General features: G+C 69.9%; 17 protein-coding genes, 2 pseudogenes and 1 riboswitch. Of the genes and pseudogenes, 9 read left to right on the forward strand and 10 right to left on the reverse strand.

Annotation, left to right across the window (positions count from 1 at the left end; genetic code table 11):
- Positions 1–305: 305 nt before the first annotated feature.
- From OHT57_RS45080 to OHT57_RS45110, 7 genes and pseudogenes are all read right to left on the reverse strand, one after another.
- Positions 306–509, reverse strand: coding sequence for an Lrp/AsnC ligand binding domain-containing protein (locus OHT57_RS45080; RefSeq protein ID WP_328752780.1), 204 nt, complete (start codon positions 507–509; stop codon positions 306–308).
- 321 nt (positions 510–830) lie between these two features.
- Positions 831–1484, reverse strand: coding sequence for a TetR/AcrR family transcriptional regulator (locus tag OHT57_RS45085; protein WP_328752781.1), 654 nt, complete (start codon positions 1482–1484; stop codon positions 831–833).
- A gap of 179 nt (positions 1485–1663) precedes the next feature.
- A complete protein-coding gene (locus OHT57_RS45090) occupies positions 1664–2422 on the reverse strand; it encodes an SDR family oxidoreductase (RefSeq protein WP_328752782.1) in 759 nt (252 codons plus the stop codon).
- Positions 2419–3213, reverse strand: a complete 795-nt coding sequence (locus OHT57_RS45095) for an enoyl-CoA hydratase/isomerase family protein (protein WP_328752783.1) — start codon at positions 3211–3213, stop codon at positions 2419–2421. Before OHT57_RS45095 ends, OHT57_RS45090 begins: the two co-directional genes overlap by 4 nt.
- Entirely contained in the window at positions 3210–4856 is a 1647-nt protein-coding gene (locus tag OHT57_RS45100; protein ID WP_328752784.1) for an AMP-binding protein, read from the reverse strand. The genes OHT57_RS45095 and OHT57_RS45100 overlap by 4 nt, the downstream gene beginning before the upstream one ends.
- On the reverse strand, positions 4853–6604 hold the full coding sequence (locus OHT57_RS45105; RefSeq protein ID WP_328752785.1) for a CocE/NonD family hydrolase: 1752 nt from the start codon (positions 6602–6604) through the stop codon (positions 4853–4855). Before OHT57_RS45105 ends, OHT57_RS45100 begins: the two co-directional genes overlap by 4 nt.
- 198 nt (positions 6605–6802) lie before the next feature.
- Positions 6803–7473, reverse strand: a pseudogene (locus OHT57_RS45110) (enolase C-terminal domain-like protein).
- Here OHT57_RS45110 and OHT57_RS45115 point away from each other — a divergent pair.
- Complete coding sequence (locus OHT57_RS45115; RefSeq protein ID WP_328752786.1) at positions 7360–7626, forward strand: hypothetical protein; 267 nt, start codon at positions 7360–7362, stop codon at positions 7624–7626. The pseudogene OHT57_RS45110 and the gene OHT57_RS45115 sit on opposite strands and share 114 nt — an antisense overlap.
- 153 nt (positions 7627–7779) lie before the next feature.
- Here the strand turns inward: OHT57_RS45115 and OHT57_RS45120 are convergent, their stop codons facing one another.
- On the reverse strand, positions 7780–8574 hold the full coding sequence (locus OHT57_RS45120; RefSeq protein WP_328752787.1) for an MHYT domain-containing protein: 795 nt from the start codon (positions 8572–8574) through the stop codon (positions 7780–7782).
- A gap of 665 nt (positions 8575–9239) precedes the next feature.
- On the opposite strand from OHT57_RS45120, the gene OHT57_RS45125 reads away from it, so the two are divergent.
- Entirely contained in the window at positions 9240–9779 is a 540-nt protein-coding gene (locus OHT57_RS45125; protein WP_328752788.1) for a hypothetical protein, read from the forward strand.
- A 70-nt stretch (positions 9780–9849) separates the two neighbouring features.
- Here the strand turns inward: OHT57_RS45125 and OHT57_RS45130 are convergent, their stop codons facing one another.
- Together OHT57_RS45130 and OHT57_RS45135 are read right to left on the reverse strand one after the other, a co-directional pair.
- A complete protein-coding gene (locus OHT57_RS45130; protein ID WP_328752789.1) occupies positions 9850–10110 on the reverse strand; it encodes a hypothetical protein in 261 nt (86 codons plus the stop codon).
- A 192-nt stretch (positions 10111–10302) separates the two neighbouring features.
- Positions 10303–11252: pseudogene (locus tag OHT57_RS45135) on the reverse strand (hypothetical protein).
- Between the two features lie 41 nt (positions 11253–11293).
- Between OHT57_RS45135 and ppk2 the strand changes: the two are divergent.
- The 7 genes from ppk2 (at position 11294) to OHT57_RS45170 (ending at position 20012) form a co-directional block, all read left to right on the forward strand.
- Positions 11294–12097, forward strand: a complete 804-nt coding sequence (gene ppk2, locus OHT57_RS45140) for a polyphosphate kinase 2 (protein WP_328752790.1) — start codon at positions 11294–11296, stop codon at positions 12095–12097.
- A gap of 485 nt (positions 12098–12582) precedes the next feature.
- Positions 12583–14295 carry a SulP family inorganic anion transporter gene (locus OHT57_RS45145; RefSeq protein ID WP_328752791.1) on the forward strand — a complete coding sequence of 571 codons (1713 nt, stop codon included), beginning with the start codon at positions 12583–12585 and terminating at the stop codon, positions 14293–14295.
- A 249-nt stretch (positions 14296–14544) separates the two neighbouring features.
- Positions 14545–15480, forward strand: a complete 936-nt coding sequence (locus OHT57_RS45150) for a nitrilase-related carbon-nitrogen hydrolase (protein WP_328752792.1) — start codon at positions 14545–14547, stop codon at positions 15478–15480.
- A gap of 225 nt (positions 15481–15705) precedes the next feature.
- Entirely contained in the window at positions 15706–16347 is a 642-nt protein-coding gene (locus tag OHT57_RS45155; RefSeq protein WP_328752793.1) for a nucleotidyltransferase domain-containing protein, read from the forward strand.
- Positions 16348–16838: 491 nt separating this feature from the next.
- Positions 16839–18758: a hypothetical protein gene (locus OHT57_RS45160; protein WP_328752794.1), complete on the forward strand. Its 1920-nt coding sequence runs from the start codon at positions 16839–16841 to the stop codon at positions 18756–18758.
- Positions 18759–18821: 63 nt separating this feature from the next.
- Positions 18822–18972, forward strand: a riboswitch (cobalamin riboswitch).
- A 36-nt stretch (positions 18973–19008) separates the two neighbouring features.
- Positions 19009–19230, forward strand: coding sequence for a CbtB domain-containing protein (locus OHT57_RS45165; protein WP_328752795.1), 222 nt, complete (start codon positions 19009–19011; stop codon positions 19228–19230).
- Positions 19231–19253: 23 nt separating this feature from the next.
- Complete coding sequence (locus tag OHT57_RS45170) at positions 19254–20012, forward strand: CbtA family protein (protein WP_328752796.1); 759 nt, start codon at positions 19254–19256, stop codon at positions 20010–20012.
- The last annotated feature ends 6 nt before the right edge of the window (positions 20013–20018 follow it).

Here is a 20018-nt window from a genome sequence, read left to right on the forward strand (position 1 = left end):
GCGCAGGAGCGGGAGAGGACGGTTCATCCAAGGATCGGCGGTCCCTGGCTGAACAGTGGAAGACGCAACTGCCTGGTCAGCGCCCTCAGAGCAGGCCCAGCGAGCCGCCGGTGGGAGAACCCGGTGGCTGGGATCACACTCCGTGCTGGGCAAAAGCGGATCCGTCGCAGAACCGCGCCACCAGCGCGCACCCCGGCCGGCTCCAGAGTCGAGAAAGGGGTCGTAGGGCTGCTGGAAGCAACGCGAGCTGTCGGGCCGCCTACCCTGCCCTGTACCCGCCTCGGCGAGACGAAGGGGTTCGGCGGTCAGCGGTTCGGTTCGTAGGTGAGCTGTTTGACGTGCCGCAGGGTCAGGGCAGTCTCCACGGTCTGCACGCCGTCGAGGCCGCCGATCCTTTCGCTGAGGTATGTGTAGAGCTCGCTCGTGCTCGAAGTGGTGACGGTGGCGACGAGGTCGGCCTGACCAGTGGTGGCGCCGGCGAAGCTGACCTCGTGGTGTTCTGTCGGCAAAAGCCGTGCGGAGGCGGGTGGACGCGGTGCCGTCCTGCCGATTCCCGACGACCTCAGACGAACTCATCGACCTCAGACGTCTTCTGACGTCCTCCGGCGTCCTGGATCGTGGCCGGCACGCATCACCGGCGGCCCGGATCGGTGTGAGGTGCAAACCTGACGATCATCGTTCGGCGCATAGGGCAACCGGTCATCTTTATCGAGCGCGAGATGAAACGCCTGGGTCATGGGACCACCGGGTACCTGCGCGACCACGGCATCCAGCTCGAACTTCTCGCCGGCATGGTTGATCGTGCAGCAGGGCCCGCAGTGTCATCCGGTTCAGCCTGAACCATTCCGGGGCGCCGCGCCCTGCCCCGAACTGAGCCCGTCCAGCAGGAGATCCCCGAGTTCGGAGAAGGCGTCGCCGGCGGTCAGGCCGGTGCTCTCCAGGAGGACCCCAGACTGGACCGCGTCGATGGTGACTGCCACGACCTGGGAGGCGAAGTGGCCGTTGAGGGCGCGGAAAACGCCGCTCTGGACGCCCTCCTCGATCAGTTCATGGACCCGGTGCGCCGCGGCGGCGGAGTTCTTGCGGTAGATCTGCGCGGTCGGTTCGTAACCGACCATGTCGTCGTAGAAGGCGTGGGAGTGCCGGCGCATGGCGGTGCCGACGCCGGCGAGATAGACCCTGATCCGCTGCCTTGGGTCCGGTTCGGCCTGCACAGCCTGCTCGATCTCGGCGGTCGCGTCCCGGAAGAAGGTGCGGGTGACCGCCAGGACCAGCTGTTCCTTCGTGGAGGCGAGGCTGTACAGCGTTGCCTTGGAGCACTCCAGTCGCTGCGCGAGCTCATCCATGGTCACCGCGGTGAAGCCTTCGGTCAGGATGATCGCCTCGGCCTGGAGCAGCAGTTCGTCCCGTCGGCGTGTGTCGACGACCCGCCTGCGGGCCGTTCGGCGCGGGCGGCGGTCACGCGAGTCAGTTTGGGCCGTCACCGCAGCATTCTCCCATGGCGTCCCTGCCGGAAGCGGCGCGGTGGTCGTCCGGTCCGGGAGGCCGATCCTGACCGACGGCGAGCCTGCCGTCACTGTGTGATGGACAGGCCGGCGACAGCGCGCGGGTAGCGACACCCTGATGCGGCGTCCGGTCACCTGGTCGTCCGCCGGGTTCGTGGCTACCGGATCGAGGATCCGATGGAGATGCCGCCGTCCACGTCGAGGACGATGCCGGTGATGTAGCCGGCGGCTTCGCCGGCGAGGAAGGCGGCGGCTTCGGCGATGTCCTCGGGTCGGCCGGTGTGGCGCATGGGGATCTTGTTGGTGAGCTTGTCGCGTGCGGGGCCGTTCATCGAGGCGAGCATGGGGGTCTCGATGAGGCCGGGGGCGATGGCGTTGGCGGTGATGCCGTGCCGGGCGCCTTCGAGTGCGAGGGTGCGGGTCATGCCGACGATGCCGGCCTTGGCGGCGACGTAGTTGGTCTGGCCGAAGTTCCCGCGCCATGACATGGAGGAGAAGCTGACGATACGTCCGTAGCCCTGGCGTTTCATGGGGGCGAACGCGGCGCGGGCGCAGTGGAAGCCGCCGGTGAGGCTGACGTCGATGACGGCGTGCCAGTCGTCGTCGGTGATGTCCTCGACGCGGTTGTCGCGGATGATGCCGGCGTTGTTGACCAGTACGTCGAGGCGGCCGAGATCCGTGGTGACGCCGGTGATCCAGGCGTTGACCTGGGCCGAGTCGGTCACGTCCACCACGTCGGTGCGCAGCTTCGCGTCGTGGGCGGTGGTGATGGTCCCGGCGGCGTCGGTGAGGGCCTGTTCGTTGACGTCGGCCAGGGCGACGGTGGCGCCCTCCGAGGCGAACCGGGTCGCCATGGCGAGGCCGAGACCTTGTCCGGCCCCGGTGATGGCGACGACGCGTCCCTGGTAGCGATTCACGTGGTGTCTGCTTTCGTGGTGTGGGGTGTGAGGAAGGCGCGCAGGGCGTCGGCGACCGAGCTGGCTTGCCAGTTGTCGGCGAAGGTGGCGAGTTCCTCCCGCAGGGCTTGTTCGGGGGTGGTGCCGTCGATGCGGTGCAGCAGCGTTTTGAGGTGGTGCTGGGCGGGGCTGTGGCGGTCGGCCAGTTGCCGGCTGATGCGGGTGGCGGTGGCGTCGAGGTCCGGTTCGGGCACGATCTCCTGGATCCAGCCGGTGTGCGCGAACGCGGTGGCGGGCAGCAGTTCGCCGGTGAGCAGGAGCCAGCGCGACAGGCCGCGTCCGACCGCGCCGGGGAGGCGGACACTGGATCCGCCGGCCGGTACGAGCCGCCGCGTGACGTGGCCGTCGCCGATGAGGGTGGTGTCGGCGGCGACGACGACATCGCAGGCCAGGGCGAGTTCGAGGCCGCCGGCGACGGCGTGGCCGTGCAGGACGGCGACCCATGGTTTCGGGCTGGCCGCGATACGGGTGAAGCAGGCGGACACGTCGGCCAGGAATCCGACCGGGTGGACGCCGTTGTCGTCCAGCTCCAGAAATTGGTGGAAGTCTCCGCCGGCGCAGAAGCTCGGCCCGTTGCCTGCCACGACGATCACCGCTGTGTTGGGGTCGGCGTCGGCGCTGGTGATCTGTTTGTCCAGGGCTTCTATGAGGGGGATGTCGAGGGCGTTGCGTCGCTGGGGGCGGTTGAGCCGCAGCCATCGGACAGGGCCGCGTTGTTCGACGATGAGGGGGAGGGATTCGGTGTCGGTCACGGTGTCTTTCGGGTGGTGAGTTCGGTGCGTCGGCGGTTGCGCAGCAGGTAGCGCTGGGTCTTGCCGCTGGGGGTTTTGGGCAGTGCGTCGATGAAGTGGATGGTGCGCGGGTAGGCGTGGGCGGCGTAGCGGGTTTTGACCAACTGCTGGAGTTCGGTGGCCAGTTCCGGTGAGGCGTCGTGGCCGTCGCGCGGGACGATGTAGGCCTCGATGACCTCGCCGCGCACCTCGTCGGGTGCGCCGATGACACTGCACTCGGCGACGGCGGGATGCTGGGCCAGGACGCTCTCGATCTCGAACGGGCCGATCCGGTAGCCGGCCATGATGATGACGTCGTCGTCGCGGGAGGAGAAGAAGAAGTCACCGTCGTCGTCGATACGTCCGGCGTCGCCGGTGAGGTAGTAGCGGCCGTCGGGGGTGAACTTGCCGTAACTCTGGCCTGCTGTCTGGTAGTCGCGGAAGGTCATCAGCGGGCTTGCCGATACGTCGATCGCGACCCGGCCGAGCACGCCTGGTCCGGCGGGTTCGTCCTTGTCGTCGGCCAGGACGGTGAGGCTCCAGCCGGGCAGCGGCCGGCCCATCGATCCGGTCTTGAGGGGGCGGGCGAGTTCCGGGTGGTGGTGGTTGGCCAACGGCATGCCGACCTCGGTCTGGCCGAAGTGATCGTGCACGGCCAGGCCCAGTACAGCGCCGGCCCACTCGTTGACCTCGGGAGTCAGCGGCTCACCCGCGCTGGACGCGCGCTGCAGGCGCAGCCCGGTCGGCACTGGCACGGTCGAGGAGCGCAGGCCCCGGTACACGGTGGGGGCGGCGGTGAAGTCGGTGACCTGGTGGTCGGCGAGGGTGCGCCAGGTCGTCTCCGGGGAGAACCCGCCGGACAGCAGCAGGCTGGGGATGCCGGCGGCCAGCGGGGCGACGATGGCCGCGTACAGGCCGTAGGCCCAGCCGGGGTCGGCGGCGCACCAGTAACTGCTGCCCTCCTGGGGGATGCCGAGGCCGTACTCGAGGTAGATCTGCCATCCGGCGATGTAGGAGACAGGGTGGATGACGCCCTTGGGCTTGCCCGTGGTGCCGGAGGTGAACATGTGCACCAGCGGTCCGTCCCCGCTCGTGGTGACGGCGGGCACCGGCTCCGGTGACGCGGCCGCGACGTGGCCGGCCAGCGAGGTGTCACCGGGGGAGGCGGCGGTTCCGGTGACGACGACACGGCGCTGGGGGTCGTCCGGCATGTCGGGGCCAGGGTCGAGTTTGTGGCGCTGGTCCGGGTCGACGAGCACGACATGCGCACCCGAGCCCTCCAGGCGCAGGGCGATGGCCTGGGGCGCGAACGCGGTGAACAGCGGGACGTAGACGGCACCCAGCCGCCAGATCGCCAGGATCACGGTGACCAGGTCGGTGCTCTTGCCCATCAGGGTCGCCACCCGGTCACTCGGACCGACCCCAAGCCCCTGCAACGCCCGGGCATACCGGTGCGAGTCCGCGGCGAGCTCTCCGTAGGTGAGCGTGGAAGCCCCACCGGCTCCGTCTACGACAGTGAACGCGGTTCGATCAGCGGGGTGTTGGTCGCACAGCAACCAGGCCGCATTCAGTGAGGGAGCCGTGAATCTCGCGGTCAGTTCGGCGACCCGGTCGTCGGCGCTCATGCCTGGTCCTTGCGGTCGATGACCGGCAGGACCAGACGGCTGGGGTGGTTCGGCCCGTGGTGGATGTGGTTGATCGCGGGGATCATCTGCTCCTCGCTCTCGTGGGCGATGACGCCGCCGGTGTTGGTGTTGCGGTCGTAGCGGGGGAAGTTGCTGCTGGACACGTCCACGCGGATGCGGTGACCGGGCAGGAACACGTTGGAGGTGCCTGTCATGTCGACGGTGATTTCGTAGACCGTGCCCGGCTCCATCAGCTCTTGCGTGGCGAGGCCGTTCCGGTAGCGGGTGCGCAGGATGCCGTCGCACAGGTTGATCGCCTTGCCGTCGGGGAAGACGTCGACGAGCTTGGCGGTGAAGTCGGTGTCCACCGCCGACGAGGACACGAACAGCGTCAGGCTGACCGGGCCCGTCACTTCGACCGCCTCCTCCAGTACGGGCGTGGCGAAGCACAGCACGTCCTCGCGGGCGGCGACTGTGCGCTGGTCGACCGGGCCGCAGAACCCCGGCGTCGTCGGCATCGAGGCCCCGCCGGCCGAGGGAACCGGGCGGCGCGGGTCGTAGAGGTAGGTCTCGTGCCCGGCATCGGTCGGCGCCTGGGTGGTCAACACGCCGTCGCCGTCAGCGGTGTTGGCGTGCCCGGTGCTCGCGAGGTGGAAGTCGGCCCACCGCGTGTCGGGCAGCGGCCACTCCTGCTCGTCGCGCCACTGGTCGATGCCCATCACGAAGATCTTCACCGGTGCCACGCCGTCCAGCGCGGTGGTGTCACCGCGCAGCCAGCGGTCGAAGAACTTCACATGCAGGTCGGACAGGCCCATCAACCGGGCGCTGGCCAGCGGGCCGAAGGACCGGTCGCGGTAGACGCCGTCCCCGGCGGCTCCGTGGTCCCACGGCCCGATGATCAGGCGCTGCCCCTCGCGCGCCTGGGCGGTGCCCGCCTTCTGGCGGGCGGTGGTGTAGGTGCGCAAGGTCTGGCCGATGTAGAGGTCGTACCAGCCGCCGATGTTGAGCGCCGGGACGGTGACGTTCTTGAGCTCGGACGTGAGCTCCATGGCATCCCAGTACCCGTCGTGGGACGGGTGGGCCATCCACTCGTCCCACCACTTCCCGTACTCCCTGAGGACCGGAACGTCCGCCGTCGGCAGCACCTCGTTGAGAGCCTCGGGGGACAGCAGCGCCTGCCCCAGCTCCTGCACCTGCGACAAGGTGTCCTCACTCGTCGCCAGGGACCGCTGCGCGTCGGCCGCGTACATTATGGCGTTCCACAGTGTGACCAGGCTCAGTGAGAGCGCACCACCCGGGCCGTACCAGGGCGCCTCATAGTTGTCGATCGAGGTGACGGCCGGTGCGATCGCCTTGAGGCCCGGGGCACCGGTCACGGCGGTCTCCCACTGGACCATCCCGAGGTAGGAGCCTCCGTACATGCCCACCGTGCCGTCGGACCAGGGCTGCTCGGCGATCCAGGCGACGGTGTCCTCGCCATCGTTGCGGTCGGCCATGTGCGGAACGAACTCGCCCTCCGAGCGGTGGGTGCCCCGGCAGTCCTGCACCACCAACGCGTACCCGGCCTCCAGCAGGGCCTGAATGTCGGGCATGAGCGCGTGGCCGACGCCCATCATGGCGTCCTTGCCGTACGGCAGACGCACGAGCAGCGTCGGTGCCTTCCCCTCCGTCGGATGCCACACGTTGGCGGCGAGGGCCACGCTGTCGCGCATCGGAACCCGGACGTCTATCTCATACAGGTGCTGCATCGTGCTCCTCGTTGAGCTGACGGCATCGCCTCGGATGTGGGTACGTTAAAAGGTACGTTCGTACCCTGTCAATTACCGGGACGGGTCGACCTCCTGCGATTCACCTGCGAGAGTTCCTCCGCCTGAGCTGACGGAAAGACCGCCTGACCACGGGGAACCCGGCGTGGGCCCTCATGCCCGCGAGGCTTGTCGGCGGGCTCAGCCGTGACCGCTGCGGGCGCCCGGCGGTGGGCGCGTCCGGCGATGGGGTGGCAGTCGGCTGTGCAGGGCGTGCACCACCTTGTGGAAGGCGGCCTTGCTCTCGAAGCCGATGCCGGGGGTGTCGGTCAGGCCGACGCGGCTCTTCTCGACGACGACGGCGACGGCGACGTCGGTGAAGCCGCGGGTGGGCTGGAACTCGGCCGGGCAGCACTCGTTGTCGCCGAGCTTGAGGGCGGACGCGATGTGCAGGGAGAACTGGTGCCCGCCGTGCGGGATGCAGCGCCTCGATGACCGGCCGTGCTGACGGAGCAAGTCCTGGATGCGCAGGTACTCCACCAGGCTGTGGGAGAGCGCGGGGTCGACCTTGACGGTGTCGCGGTCGGAGCGCAGGCCGCCGTAGCGGATCAGGTTGCGGGCGTCCTGGAGGGAGAGGAGGTTCTCGCCCGTGGCGATGGAGCCGGTGCAATGCTCGGCGACGGTGGCGTTGAGGTGGTCGTCGAGCGGGTCGCCGATCTCCTCGTACCGGAACAGCCCGTGGGGCTCGATCGCCCGCCGTGCTCCAGGGCCGTGTTGAGGTCGAAGCGGCCGTTGATGTCGACGGCCGGCTGGGAGCCGTCGCCTTCCAGGACGTCGATGACTGCCTCGATACGGCGCAGGTCATCCGCCAGGTCGGCGCCGCCGATCTGCATCTTGACGACGTCGTAGCCCGGGTCGAGGAAGCCGCGCTCTTCGTCCTGAAGGTCGGGGAGGGTCCTGCCGGGGGAGTAGTAGCCGCTGCGGTGTGGACGAAGACGGAGTCGTCGGGCTGCCCGTCGCCGTAGCGCTCGGAAGGTACCGGTACAGCGGCTTGCCCTCGATCTTGGAGGCCAGGTCGAACAGGGCCGTGTCCACCGCCGGCCGGCCTCGTCGGCTCCGCCGAGTGCGGTGGCGCGCCGATGTCCGGCTCGCACGCACAGCGGAACCAAGGACGGCTGCTACCGCGCGGGGGAGGGGGCGTCGGCCATGGACCGTGCGGGAGTGGCCTGGTCCCAGTTGTCGTCGCCGAGCATCAGGTCGGGGTCGAACATGACGATCACGGCGGCGACGAGGAGGACGGAGAGAGGGCCGGCCAGCATGAGGAGAAGGAACGAGAGCAGGCTGGTGGAGGACTGGGCGACGGCGGACTGGCCCGTGAGGTGGACGGATACGGCGGCCATGCCGGTGTAGTGCATCCCGGTCACGGCCACGCCCATCACCAGGCTGGCGCCGAGGCTGGCCCACAGGGCGTGGATGGAGACCGCTGCCCACAGAGCGGCCGTGGCGGCCGCGATGGCGATGGCGACGGACAGCACCACCGTGGGTGTGTCGTACCGGAGGGCGCCGTTGGTGTGGATGGCGGCCATCCCGAGGTAGTGCATGGCGGCAACCCCGAGTCCGGTGACCGTGCCGGCCGTCGCCAGGGTCGTCGGGGAGCCGCCCCGGTAACCGACGAGGAACACGCCGACGGCGACGACGGCGATCGCGACGACGAGGCTGAGCAGCGTCTTCGTCGCGTCGTAGTCGACCAGTGCGCCCTGGACGCTGAAGCCGATCATGGCGATGAAGTGCATGGTCCAGATGCCGCACCCGATCGATATGGCGCCCAGTGCAAGCCACCCGGCTCTTCGGTGCGGACGGCGAAGGGAACGCGTCGTGCAGCGCAGCCCGAGGCCGGCACCGAGGCAGGCCATCAGATAGGCGGCGACGGGGGTCACGGCGCCGTAGTAGAAGTTGGAGACGTTGACGGTCATAGGGGCCCTTTCGCATGTGTGACGGCGGGCGGAACCACATGTGCGGTGTGCCGGCACGGTGTTGCGGCGCACGCCTCGCCCGGCTGTATGGGCGGACGTTTCCGGACAGGGCCTTCCTGCTGATGTCGTGCGTGCGCTGAGGCTCGGCCCGGGGGCATGAACGGAGTGCACGGCAGTCCTGCCCGCCTGAAACGGGCCATGGGGATCCGGTCGGTAAGTTCAAGCCACTTGGCCGAGTAGTACGCAATTCAATCACGCCTTCCACGCATTTCCTACACAACTCGGGTGAGCGTTCGCCGAATCGATACTCCGGCACTCTTCGCCGTAAAACGGCACACCGTTGGCGCCTCGGTGGCGTGGCGGCTCGCATCCGTGCGCCGGCCTCGGTCGATCCTCGCCGTCTGCACCCGACCGAGACTCGCCCGCCAACTCGCCGTCGACCGGCGGCACTCCCGGAGGAACCGTCAATTCTTGTGGACCGGGCGCTGGTGTCGGGGCGTCTCGGACCCAGCGAGGCCTGTCCACATCACCCCGGGCTCCTCACCCGCCAGTGCCCGCGTAGGGTCTCGCGCACCAGCAACCGCTGAGAAACCCGAGGGCCCGACGTGCAGATCGACAACGAGAATGACCCCGTGCCCACACCGGACAGCAAGGGGATCCCACCCGTGGCAGCGAGCCAGGGAACCATCGAACTGACAAGGGTCCAGGACGGATACCGGGACTTCCTCCGCAGTTACGCCGTGCTGATCGACGAAGTCCCGGTGGGCAAGATCCGTCGCGGGCAGACCCTGCACCTTGAGGTCCCCGCAAGCAGCCACCAGCTGCGATTGACGATCGCTTGGTGTTCCAGCGCCTCGATGACTGCCGATGTCGAGGCCGGGACGCCGACCTGCTTCGTCTGTGCCCCGGGCAATCAGCCGTCCGCAATCACCGCCGTCACCGCCGGGGCGAACGACTACATCGCGCTCTGGCGGACACCGGAGGCCGCAGCCGCACCGGCTGGGACCCGCATCGACGGGCTCACCCGGTTCCGCCTCGGCATCGCGTTCGCGTTCTTCGGCGGAGCCGTGACCCTCATCGGAGCCGGGATCTGGCACCTGACCGGTGCCGCCCCCGGCGCGGACAATCTCGTCACCGGCGTCGGCCTGGCCGTCACCGTGGCCAGTATGGTCGCCTTCCGTATCAGTCGGCGCCGCCGGCGATGACCGCTTCCTCCAACCCCCGCGCCGACGGCGACCGTCGGAGTCATCGCCAACTCCGGCGGATCGTGCGGCCTTATGGCTCCTCGGTCGTCCTCGGGTGAGACGCGTCGAGCTGTGTGCGTAGGCGTCTGGTTTCGTCGATGAGGCGGGGGACCCTCTGGCGGGCGGAGGCGATGAACTGGGCGTTCCCGTCCCAGCGTTCGTCTGCCGTGTCGGCGTAGCGGGGCCGCTGGACGAGGGGTGCCGCCACGATCTCGTGGTAGTTGAAGTGCGGTGATCTCGCGCCGAGTCCGGTGACGGGCACGGTGGTGACGGCCACCGCGTAGTGCGGCACCCCCCCGCGTCGCCACGAAGTCCGCCACCGGGCCGGCGGAGGTGGGGGTGCGGTGGTCGAGGACCTCGCGGGGCCCTGCCAGGCAGAACGCGGGCAGGTCGGGGCGGATGACGTCGTACGACTGCCAAAGCAGACCCGCCGCACGAGGCGAGGCCGTCCTGCCCCGCAGACGAGGGTCCGGACGGCCTCCGGCTATTGCGGTGCGATGGCTTTGATCCAGTCATCGACGGCGACGACATCTGCCCACTGCGGAAACAGCTTCTCGGTCAGCAGGGTGTGCACGTCGGGGTCGGTGTCGAGGCAGGCATCGACGGCTGTGTCCTCGCGGGCCGAGCCCTGCATCTCGGTGATGCGGTCCAGCGCGGTGTCCAGGGCGGCGGCCATGGCGCGGTGGACCGTCGCCGGGTCGTCGCCGGTGACGTGGATCGGCTCGTGGCCGTAGCCCCGCAGCAGGGCGTCGAGTTCGTGCTCGGGGAGGCGGGACAGGACGGCCGGGTTGGCGATCTTGTAGCCGTTGAGGTGCAGGATGGGCAGGACCGCGCCGTCGTGGACGGGGTCGAGGAACTTGTCGGAGTGCCAGGAGGCGGCCAGCGGTCCGGTCTCGGCCTCGCCGTCTCCGATCACGCAGGCGACCAGCAGGTCGGGGTTGTCGAGGGCGGCGCCGTAGGCGTGGGACAACGAATATCCCAGCTCTCCGCCCTCGTGGATGGAGCCGGGCGTCTCCGGGGCGACATGGCTGGGCACCCCGCCGGGGAAGGAGAACTGCCGGAACAGCCGCGCCATCCCCTCCCCGTCGCGCGGCACGTCCGGGTAGGTCTCGCTGTAGCTGCCCTCCAGCCAGGAGTTGGCGAGCACCGACGGGCCGCCGTGCCCCGGCCCCACACGCACAATGCGTCCAGGGCCCGCGCCCTGATCACCCGGTTGAGGTGGGTGTACACGAGGTTGAGGCCGGGCGAGGTGCCCCAGTGCCCGAGCAGCCGCGGCTTGATGTGCTCGGGCCCAAGGGGCTTGGTCAGCAGCGGGTTCACCATGAGGTAGATCTGGCCCGCGGCGAGGTGGTTGGCGGCCCGACAGTGGGCGTCCAGGGTGCGCAGTTCGTCGTCGGAAAGTACGGTGTCGTCCAGGCGTTCGACCTTCGCCATGGGGTGGCTCCCTGAGTGGGTCGTCGGAGGGTGGAGGCGGCATGGCCGAGAAGGGCGTGGCGAGGCTGCCGCGGAAGGCGTACGAGAAGGAACTGCTGCGCCTGCAGACGGAGTTGGTGAAACTCCAGGAGTGGGTACGGGCCGAGGGCACCCGGCTGGTCGTGGTCTTCGAGGGCCGGGACGCGGCGGGCAAGGGCGGCACGATCAAACGGGTCGCCGAGCACCTCAACCCGCGTGTCGCGCGGATCGCGGCGCTTGCGAAGCCCACCGAGCGTGAGCGCACGCAGTGGTACTTCCAGCGGTACGTCGAGCATCTGCCGGCCGCGGGCGAGATCGTGCTGTTCGACCGCAGTTGGTACAACCGGGCCGGTGTCGAGCACGTGATGGGTTTCTGCAGCAAGGAGGAGTACCAGCTGTTCCTCCGGCAGTGTCCGCTCTTCGAGCGGATGCTGGTCGAGGCCGGGATCGTGCTGCGCAAGTACTGGTTCTCGGTGAGCGACACCGAACAGCAGGAGCGGTTCAGGCGCCGCCTGGAGGATCCGCTGCGGCGCTGGAAGCTGTCCCCGATGGATCTGGAGTCGATCAGCCACTGGGAGGCGTACTCCCGGGCCAAGGACGAGATGCTGGTGCACACGGACATCTCGGAGGCGCCGTGGTACGTCGTGGAGAGTGACGACAAGCGACGGGCCCGTCTGAACATGATCGCGCACCTGCTCGGCTCGGTGCCCTACGACGACGTCCCGCCACCGGTGCTGGAGCTGCCCGTGCGCCCGCCGTCGACCGGCTACCAGCGTCCGCCGCGTGATCTGCAGACCTACGTCCCCGACCACGCGGCGAGCCTCTGAGCAGCAGGCGGGCCGCCCACTCGGCGGCGGCCAGACCCTCGCTCGAACCGACGAGGCCGACGGTGATGGTGCGGGTCATGATCTCCACCTCTTGGATCGGGGGCTCCGACACGAGCCTCGTCAAAGGACGAGGCCCCTGGCACGGGCCGCAGGTCCCTGCCAAGGGCCGACCGGCCCCATCGGCCGGAACTTCGGGGCGGCGGACCCGCGCCCGCTCAGGACCCGCCGCTCCTCCCGCGGTCAGCGCAGCCTGCGGCCGCCGCGGACGAGCGGGAGTTTCGCCCGCAGCCGGCCGAGGCCGAGGGTGTCGCCGCCGGAGGTGGCGGTCAGGGCGATCAGAGGACGGCGCACACGACGTGGTGCTCGGCGAGCCGTCGCAGAGGTGCCGGGCAGGCGGCCACTCCGCGACCCACCTGGAACGGGCTGCCTCTCGCCAACGCGGAGCAGCCGGTGGATCATGAGCCCTGACGGAAGAAGGGTGACTCATGGCACGCGGCACGGTCGGGTGGGTGGAGAGGGCGCGTCACCTGGCGCCCGGAGCGGCCGTCCTCCTCGGCTACCGGCGTGCCTGGCTGCGGGGCGACCTGCTGGCCGGCTTCACCGTGGCCGCCTACCTCGTCCCGCAGGTCATGGCGTACGCGGGCGTGGCCGGACTGCCCCCGGTAGCCGGGCTGTGGGCGATCCTGCCCGCCCTCGCCCTGTACGCCCTGCTCGGCTCCGCGCGCCTCCTGTCAGTGGGCCCGGAGTCCACGACCGCACTGATGACGGCCACCGTGGTCGCCCCGCTCGCCGTCGGCGACCCCGGCCGCTACGCCACCCTGGCGGCCACCCTCGCCGTCACGGTCGGCCTGCTGTGCCTGGTCGCACGAGTCGTACGTCTGGGCTTCCTCGCGGACCTGCTCTCCCGGCCCGTCCTGATCGGGTACATGACGGGCGTGGCGCTGATCATGATGGTGGACCAGCTGCCGAAACTCACGGGAGTCGCGACGACGGGAAGCGAGTTCTTCCCGCAGCTGTGGTCCTTCCTGCGGCACCTGCCCGACGCGCACACGGCCACCGTCGTCTTCTCCGCCGCCGTGCTCGTCCTCCTCTTCACCGTCATGAGATACGGCCGGGCCGTTCCCGGCCCGCTGCTCGCCGTGGTCCTCGGCACGGCCGCCGCGGCGGCCTTCGACCTCGACGGCCGGTACGGCGTCCCGGTGATCGGCGACGTTCCCTCCGGCCTGCCCGGCCTCGCGTGGCCGGAGTTCGGCGAGGTACCGGAACTCGTGCTGCCGGCCCTCGGCGTACTCCTGGTCGCGTACACGGACTTCGTCCTCACCGCGCGGGCGTTCAACACCGAGGGCCCCGGGCTCGACGCCAACCAGGAGTTCCTGGCCCTGGGCGCGGCCAACCTCGGCGCGGGCCTCCTGCACGGCTTCCCCGTCAGCAGCAGTGCCAGCCGCACGGCACTCGCCTCCTCCGCGGGCGCCCGCAGCCAGGCCTACTCCCTGGTCGCCGGAGCCGTCGTGCTCGCCGTCCTGCTCTTCCTCGGCCAGCTGCTCACCCGCATGCCCTCCGCCGTCCTCGGTGCGCTCGTCGTCTACGCGGCCGTCCGCATGATCGACCTCGCGGGCTTCCGCCGCCTGGCGTCCTTCCGCCGCCGCGAACTCCTGCTCGCCCTCGGCTGCCTGGCCGGAGTGCTGGCCCTGGACATCCTGTACGGCGTCCTCGTGGCGGTAGGCCTGTCGGTGGCGGAGCTGCTGATCCGGGTGGCCCGCCCGCACGACGCCGTGGAGGGACTCGTACCCGGGGTCGCCGGCATGCACGACATCGACGACTACCCGGCGGCCCGCACCATCCCCGGCCTGTTGGTCTACCGCTACGACTCCCCGCTCTTCTTCGCCAACGCCGAGAACTTCCACCGCCGTGCCCTGGCCGCCGTCGACGAACAGACCGGCCCTGTCCACTGGTTCGTCCTCAACACCGAGGCCAACGTCGAGGTCGACATCACCGCGCTCGACGCCGTGGACGAACTGCGCCGCGAACTCGCCGACCGGGGGATCGTGTTCGCCCTGGCCCGAGTCAAGACGGACCTCATGAACGACCTCAAGGCGTACGGCCTCGCCGACTCCGTCGGGGCGGACCTGATCTTTCCGACCCTGCCGACGGCGGTGGTCTCCTATCACGAGTGGTGCCGCGACAGGGAGCAGACGTAACCAGTACCCGGCCGACCCCTGAGCCCGGAACCGGGCGCGGACGCGGACGCGTTCGATCAGGTCGGGGGCGGGGAACGGGATGCCGGGGCCTTGTACTTCACGGCGCCGAACTCGTGCAACGGCAGGACGTCCACCCGGTCGACCGAGGTCCGGGCCGGACGAGGATCTTCGTGTCCGGTGGCGGGGTGAATCGTTCTTGGCGCAGTGGCGGCCACCCAGGACCGTCCTTCACGGAGGGATCCCCTGCTGATGACCCAGCCTGTCCGCGTCGTCTTCCGTTCTGCTTCGCGCGTGGCACCCGCTCTCGGTGAAGGCTTGCGGGTGGCCCTCTACCAGGGGCAGGGCCCGGTCGGCAGCCGGCAGGCGGTGGAGCAGAACCTGGAGCGCCTGGTCGAGGTGAGCGCGCTGGCGGCGGACTACGACTGCCAGGTGGTGGTGTTCCCGGAGAAGTACACCACCGGCTACGCCATCGGCCCCGGGCAGTGCCGTGAGCTGGCCGAGCACCGCGAGGGCCCCTCCATCGAGCGTGCGCGGCTGGCGGCCAAGGAGAACGGCCTGGCCGTGGTCCTGCCTTATCCCGAACGCGACGGAACCGACTTCTACGACTCGATCAGCGTGATCACGGCCGACGGGCTGGTGGAGGCGAACTACCGCAAGACTCACCTGTACGGGGCCGCCGAGCGGCGCAACTATTCCTTCGGGCAGGACCTGCCGCCCGTGGTCAGCCTGAACGGCATCGCGGTGGGCGTGCTCAACTGCTACGAGTGCGAGTTCCCGCCGCTGTACCAGTACCTGGCCGAACGCGGCGCCCAGGTCGTCCTCGGGCCCACCGCCGCCGACGGGCACTTCCGCCTGGCCGACGGCACCATGAGCCAGGTCCCCTACCAGGACGCCACCCGCCACATCATCCCCGCCATGGCCAGTATCTGGCGTCTCTTCGTCGCCTACGCCAACCGCCGCGGCTGGGAACAGGTCCCCGCCGGAGCATGGCAGTACCAGGGCAACTCCGGTATCTGGGCCCCCGACGGCGAACCCCTGATCGCCGCCACCGCCGAAGACCGCCACCACGACTGCCTGTTCATCGCCGACTGCCTCCCCTCGACCGTCCCGCCCTTCAGCCCCGAAGGCCACCACCCCACCGACAACCGCCTCACCCTCAACACCACCCTGAAGCCCACAAGTTGACGCCTACCACTGGGCAGCACGGAAGGACAGCCCGGCGCTCGACCGGGCTTGGTACTGGTGGACGCGGCTGTTCAGCTCTCGGCTGTTCAACTGTCGGCGTTTCGAAGAGGAGTTCAACCAGCTGGTGACCTTGTGCGATCGCCGACGGCGTACGGCTCGCGGTCCCGCTGATCTCCTTCGTCGACCACGGCCCGCGGCCTTCGAGTCCGCTGATAGATTCCAGCGGTGAGCGAGCAACTGCCCAGCGGCGGCATCGAGTTGACACCTGACGAGATCGAAGCCCTCCACACCAGGTGGTCTTCCTGCTGGACCCCGAGTGAGGTCGCGCAGCAGTTGGCCGGGATCGGCACGCCCTGGTGTGTGGCCGCGGGCTGGGCGCTGGACCTGTTCCGCGGCAGGCAGACGCGCGCTCACGGGGACATCGAGATCGCGATTCCGGCCGCGGGGTTTTCCGAGGTCCGCCACCGCTTCCCCGGATACGTCTTCGACGGGGCGGGCGGTGGCCGGATCTGGGAGGACGCCACCCCGGAGGTGCTGGCCGCCGTACATCAGACGTGGCTGCGCGAGCCGGCCACCGGCAACTACCTGCTCGACGTGTTCCGTGAACCGCACGACGGCGACACCTGGATCTGCCGACGCGACGAGAGGATCCGGTTTCCCTACAGCGACATCATCCACCGCACCCAAGACGGTATCCCGTATCTGGCGCCCGAACTGGTCCTGCTGTTCAAGGCCAAGCACGCCCGCCGAAAGGATCAGTCGGACTTCGACGCGACCGTCCCGCACATGTCCCCGGCTCAGCGCGGAACCTTGGCCGAGCTCCTCGACCGCGTGCACCCGGGGCATCCCTGGACTGGGGATCTGTAGCCGGCTACGGGTGCGCGCGGGTGTCCGGCTGTGGCTGGCTCCCTGAGGAAGCCAGCCTGTCGGTGACCTTACCTGATCTCCGGGGGCGTGCCGGTTCGATGCCCCGCCGGTCTCTCTGATGAGACGGCTGGTGGTGTTGCCGTGGCAGCCGCCGAGCGCGTCCGCGACGACGACAGGCCGGATGGTTCGAGGAGTTGCTGCCGCATGGCGGCGAAACAGGGCAGTGACGGCAGGGTTCTCCACAGCGACGGCCGGGTTCCCCACACTGATCCGTCACTCTCTGCACGCTGTCGAACCTTGCCTGCAAGGCACAGGGCTTCCAGGGCCGTTCGCCCGGCCGGACGACCTTTGCGCTGTCCGGAGTAGGCCGCCGAGGCCGCCCGCACTCTTCGCTTCCAAGTGCACGACCCCCGACCACCTGTCCGCGCGCCTGAACGAGGGCCCGGGCTGAGAGCCTTGTCCCGCTGGGAGCCGACGTGGATCATGACCGCGTGCCACACCCAGAGAATCTCCACGAACTACTTGCACACGCCGGACTCACGGTCGTCGAGGACGTGCCCTCGGGCAGCCTGTTCCCGCCGGAGGCCGGCTGGCGGATCGCGCGGGGGATCGCGGCACCGGACGGTGCGGCCCGCCAAGCGCTCGATGCCGCGTGGTGGCGCCGTCTTTGCGATGTCGAAGGGGAGTTCCTGGTGGCCGTCCTGAGGCACCGGATCGGCGGCAACGACTCCTTGTGGACCCGGGTTCGGCATGCCGGGAGCGGCGGTCCGCAGTTGACCGGCACCCCTGGGTTCGTGGCGCTCTCCCTCGACGGGCAGGTACTGCTGGCGGAGGTGCCCGGCGCGGACGGGCCTCGGGTGACGGCCCTCGACCGACTGCCGGAGCGTTTGGAGGAGGCTGCCGAGGCCGCCGGGCGCGAGACCGAGGTCGAGCGCGCCGAGGTGTGGGCGGCGGTGCCCGGCCGGGACCCGTGGCCTCTGCACTGGGCGGCGGGGATCGGGTCCAACCCGGCCGCGACGGACGAACTGCTGATCCGACTGCTGGATGTGGAGGACGGCTTCCTGCACGGATGCGACCGGTCCGCCGTCCTCGACGCCGCCTTGGCGCACCCCGATCCGCGGGTGCGGTCAAGGCCCGCCGACACCTTCCGGCCCAAACTCACGTCCGATCAGTGGGTACGCCTGGTGCGCGCAGAGCCGTCGCCGGATCGACGCGTGCTCTGGGCGGAGCACGCCTGCGGCTGGGGCGCCCAACTCCCCGAGGACCTGTACGACGACCTCCTCGCCGGCCCGTCCCGCGCTGGGGCGGCCGAACTCCCGGGGCTCCCCGCACGACACCTGCCTGACCTCGCGGCCGACGCCGATCCCCGGGTGCGGGCGGCGGCCTGTGCCCGGTGGGAGGACCTCGCCGCACCGTTGCGGGAGCGGCTGCTGGCCGACACCGACGACGCGGTGCGAACGGTTGCGCTGCTCGCCCATCACACCCGCGTACCCATGCCTCGCGAGGTTTTCGCCGCGCTGCCCGACCCGCTGCGGGCGCTCGAACGGTGCCGCCTCGCGCCCGAGTTGGAGACCGAGCTGGTCCGGGACGGCGACGCGAAGGTACGTCGGACGCTGGCCGCCAACCCGGGCCTGGGCGAGCACGGCGTCGCCGTGCTGGCGGAGGACCCGCAGGACGACATCCGCTCCACGGTGGCGCTGCGCCCCGACCTCACCGAGGAGCAACGTGCCGCGGTGCGCCACGACTTCGACCCGGCATTGATGTCGCACACCCTTCCCTGGGTCAAGGACCTGCACGGCGACGCCGACGTGATGCGCCGTCTCGCCGCGTCCTCCCACCCGCTGGTCCGTCGTAGCGTGGCCCGCGCCCGGCGCCTCCCGCCGGATGTCGTGGCGCTCCTGGCGCGGGACGAGGACCGGGTGGTCCGTCTGTTCCTCGCCGAATCGTGCGAGGACGCGCCGACCGACATGCTGCTGGAGGTCTGGCGCTGGTGGGACGGCAGTCTCAGCCACCCCGACGGGCCCCGCAGCCACCCCAACTTTCCCCGTACGGGCCTGCTGCGTCATACCGCCGACCCCAGCGGGCGGATGCGCCGCCTGGCCCTGGACGATCCGGAGTCCACACCGGCCGACGTCGCACGCCTGGCCCGGGATCCCGAGGCAGAGGTGCGCCGCCGCGCGGCTGAGGACCACCGGCTGTCACCGGCCGACGCGGTGCGGCTGCTGAACGACCCGAAGTCCTACGTCCGCGGCACCGCGGTACGCAATCCGCGGCTGCCGGCCCGCGTCCTGGCGGGGCTGCTCCACGACCGCGACACGGCATGCGCGGCGGTCACCAACCCGGCGATCCCGGTCCCCGTTCTGTACCGCATCCTGGCCGCGGCCGAGATTGCCGTGGCAGCCCTGCGCTGAAGCCGGCCGGTGCGGTGTGACGTCCTCCGCGCGACAAGGGTCACGCCAGGTGGCGCGGTATTGGCCATGTTCCCGTCAGGCGGTATCGTCACCTGGATATCGATGACGGCAAAACGGAAGCCGGTGGGAATCCGGAACGGTCGCGCCACTGTGTGCCACCACCTCGTATGAGGCGGCGGCGAGTCAGACCCGTAGCCGTCGTCATGTGCACCACCGAGATGGGACGCGAGCTCCCAGAGGAGGCCCTGCCATGGCGCAGCATGTCGCACCGCCGATCGCCACCACCCCCGCTCTCCCCGCCAAACTGCCGATCGGGGCGATCGCCCCGTGGGCGGTCTTCTTCGGCATCCTGATGCTGGTCCTGCTGTACTTCGTCGGCGCCGAGCAGGGGGCTACGTCCGTGGTCTCCGGCGAGGGCGTCCACGAGTGGGTGCACGACGCCCGTCACCTGCTCGGCTTCCCCTGCCACTGACCCGAGGGGAAACCAGCACACCCATGAACTCCGCAACGGTGAGAAACCTTCTCGTGCGGGGCATGCTCGCCGGCCTCGGTGCCGGCGTGCTCGCCCTGATCGTCGCCTATTTTCTCGGTGAACCGAACGTGGACAAGGCGATCGGCTTCGAGGGGGCCCACGCTCCAGCGCACGAGCACGAGGTCGAACTCGTCTCCCGCAGCCTGCAGTCCACCGCCGGCCTGGCCACCGGCGTCCTCATCTACGGCGTCGCGTTCGGCGGCATCGCCGCCCTCGCCTACTGCTTCGCGCTCGGCCGGGTGGGTCGCTTCACCCCGCGAGCAACCGCGCTGTTGCTGTCCGGTTGCGCGCTCCTCGCGGTCTATGTCGTGCCGTTCCTGAAGTACCCGGCCAACCCGCCGGCGGTCGGCAACGGCGACACCATCGGCAAGCGGACCACGCTGTACCTCCTGATGATGCTGCTCAGTGTGCTTCTCGCGATCGCCGCTGTCATCCTGGGCAAGCGGCTCGCGCCGCGCCTGGGCACCTGGTGGGCGACCGTCACCGCGTTGGCCGCGTTCACCCTGGTGATCGGGCTTGCCTACGCGTTCCTGCCGGTCATCAACGAGGTGCCGAGCGACTTCCCGGCCACTGTCCTGTGGCGGTTCCGGCTCTCCGCCCTGGCCATACAGGTCACGCTGTGGGGAGGCTTCGGCCTCGTCTTCGGGGAACTGGCCGAGCGGCTGCTGAATCCGAAGCCCGCCACCGCGGCCCCGGCCTCGGCGGTCGCCGCCCCCGGCTGACCGTGA

Source organism: Streptomyces sp. NBC_00285 (genome assembly GCF_036174265.1).
In the GTDB taxonomy this organism is placed as follows: Bacteria; Actinomycetota; Actinomycetes; order Streptomycetales; family Streptomycetaceae; genus Streptomyces.

Bases quoted from the DNA above. Each gene is read 5' to 3' on its own strand.
- OHT57_RS45100 (WP_328752784.1), bottom strand. From the start codon at position 4,856: ATGAGCGCCGACGACCGGGTCGCCGAACTGACCGCGAGATTCACGGCT.
- OHT57_RS45105 (WP_328752785.1), bottom strand. From the start codon at position 6,604: ATGCAGCACCTGTATGAGATAGACGTCCGGGTTCCGATGCGCGACAGC.
- OHT57_RS45120 (WP_328752787.1), bottom strand. From the start codon at position 8,574: ATGACCGTCAACGTCTCCAACTTCTACTACGGCGCCGTGACCCCCGTC.
- ppk2 (WP_328752790.1), top strand. From the start codon at position 11,294: ATGGCCGAGAAGGGCGTGGCGAGGCTGCCGCGGAAGGCGTACGAGAAG.
- OHT57_RS45145 (WP_328752791.1), top strand. From the start codon at position 12,583: ATGGCACGCGGCACGGTCGGGTGGGTGGAGAGGGCGCGTCACCTGGCG.
- OHT57_RS45150 (WP_328752792.1), top strand. From the start codon at position 14,545: ATGACCCAGCCTGTCCGCGTCGTCTTCCGTTCTGCTTCGCGCGTGGCA.
- OHT57_RS45165 (WP_328752795.1), top strand. From the start codon at position 19,009: ATGGCGCAGCATGTCGCACCGCCGATCGCCACCACCCCCGCTCTCCCC.
- OHT57_RS45170 (WP_328752796.1), top strand. From the start codon at position 19,254: ATGAACTCCGCAACGGTGAGAAACCTTCTCGTGCGGGGCATGCTCGCC.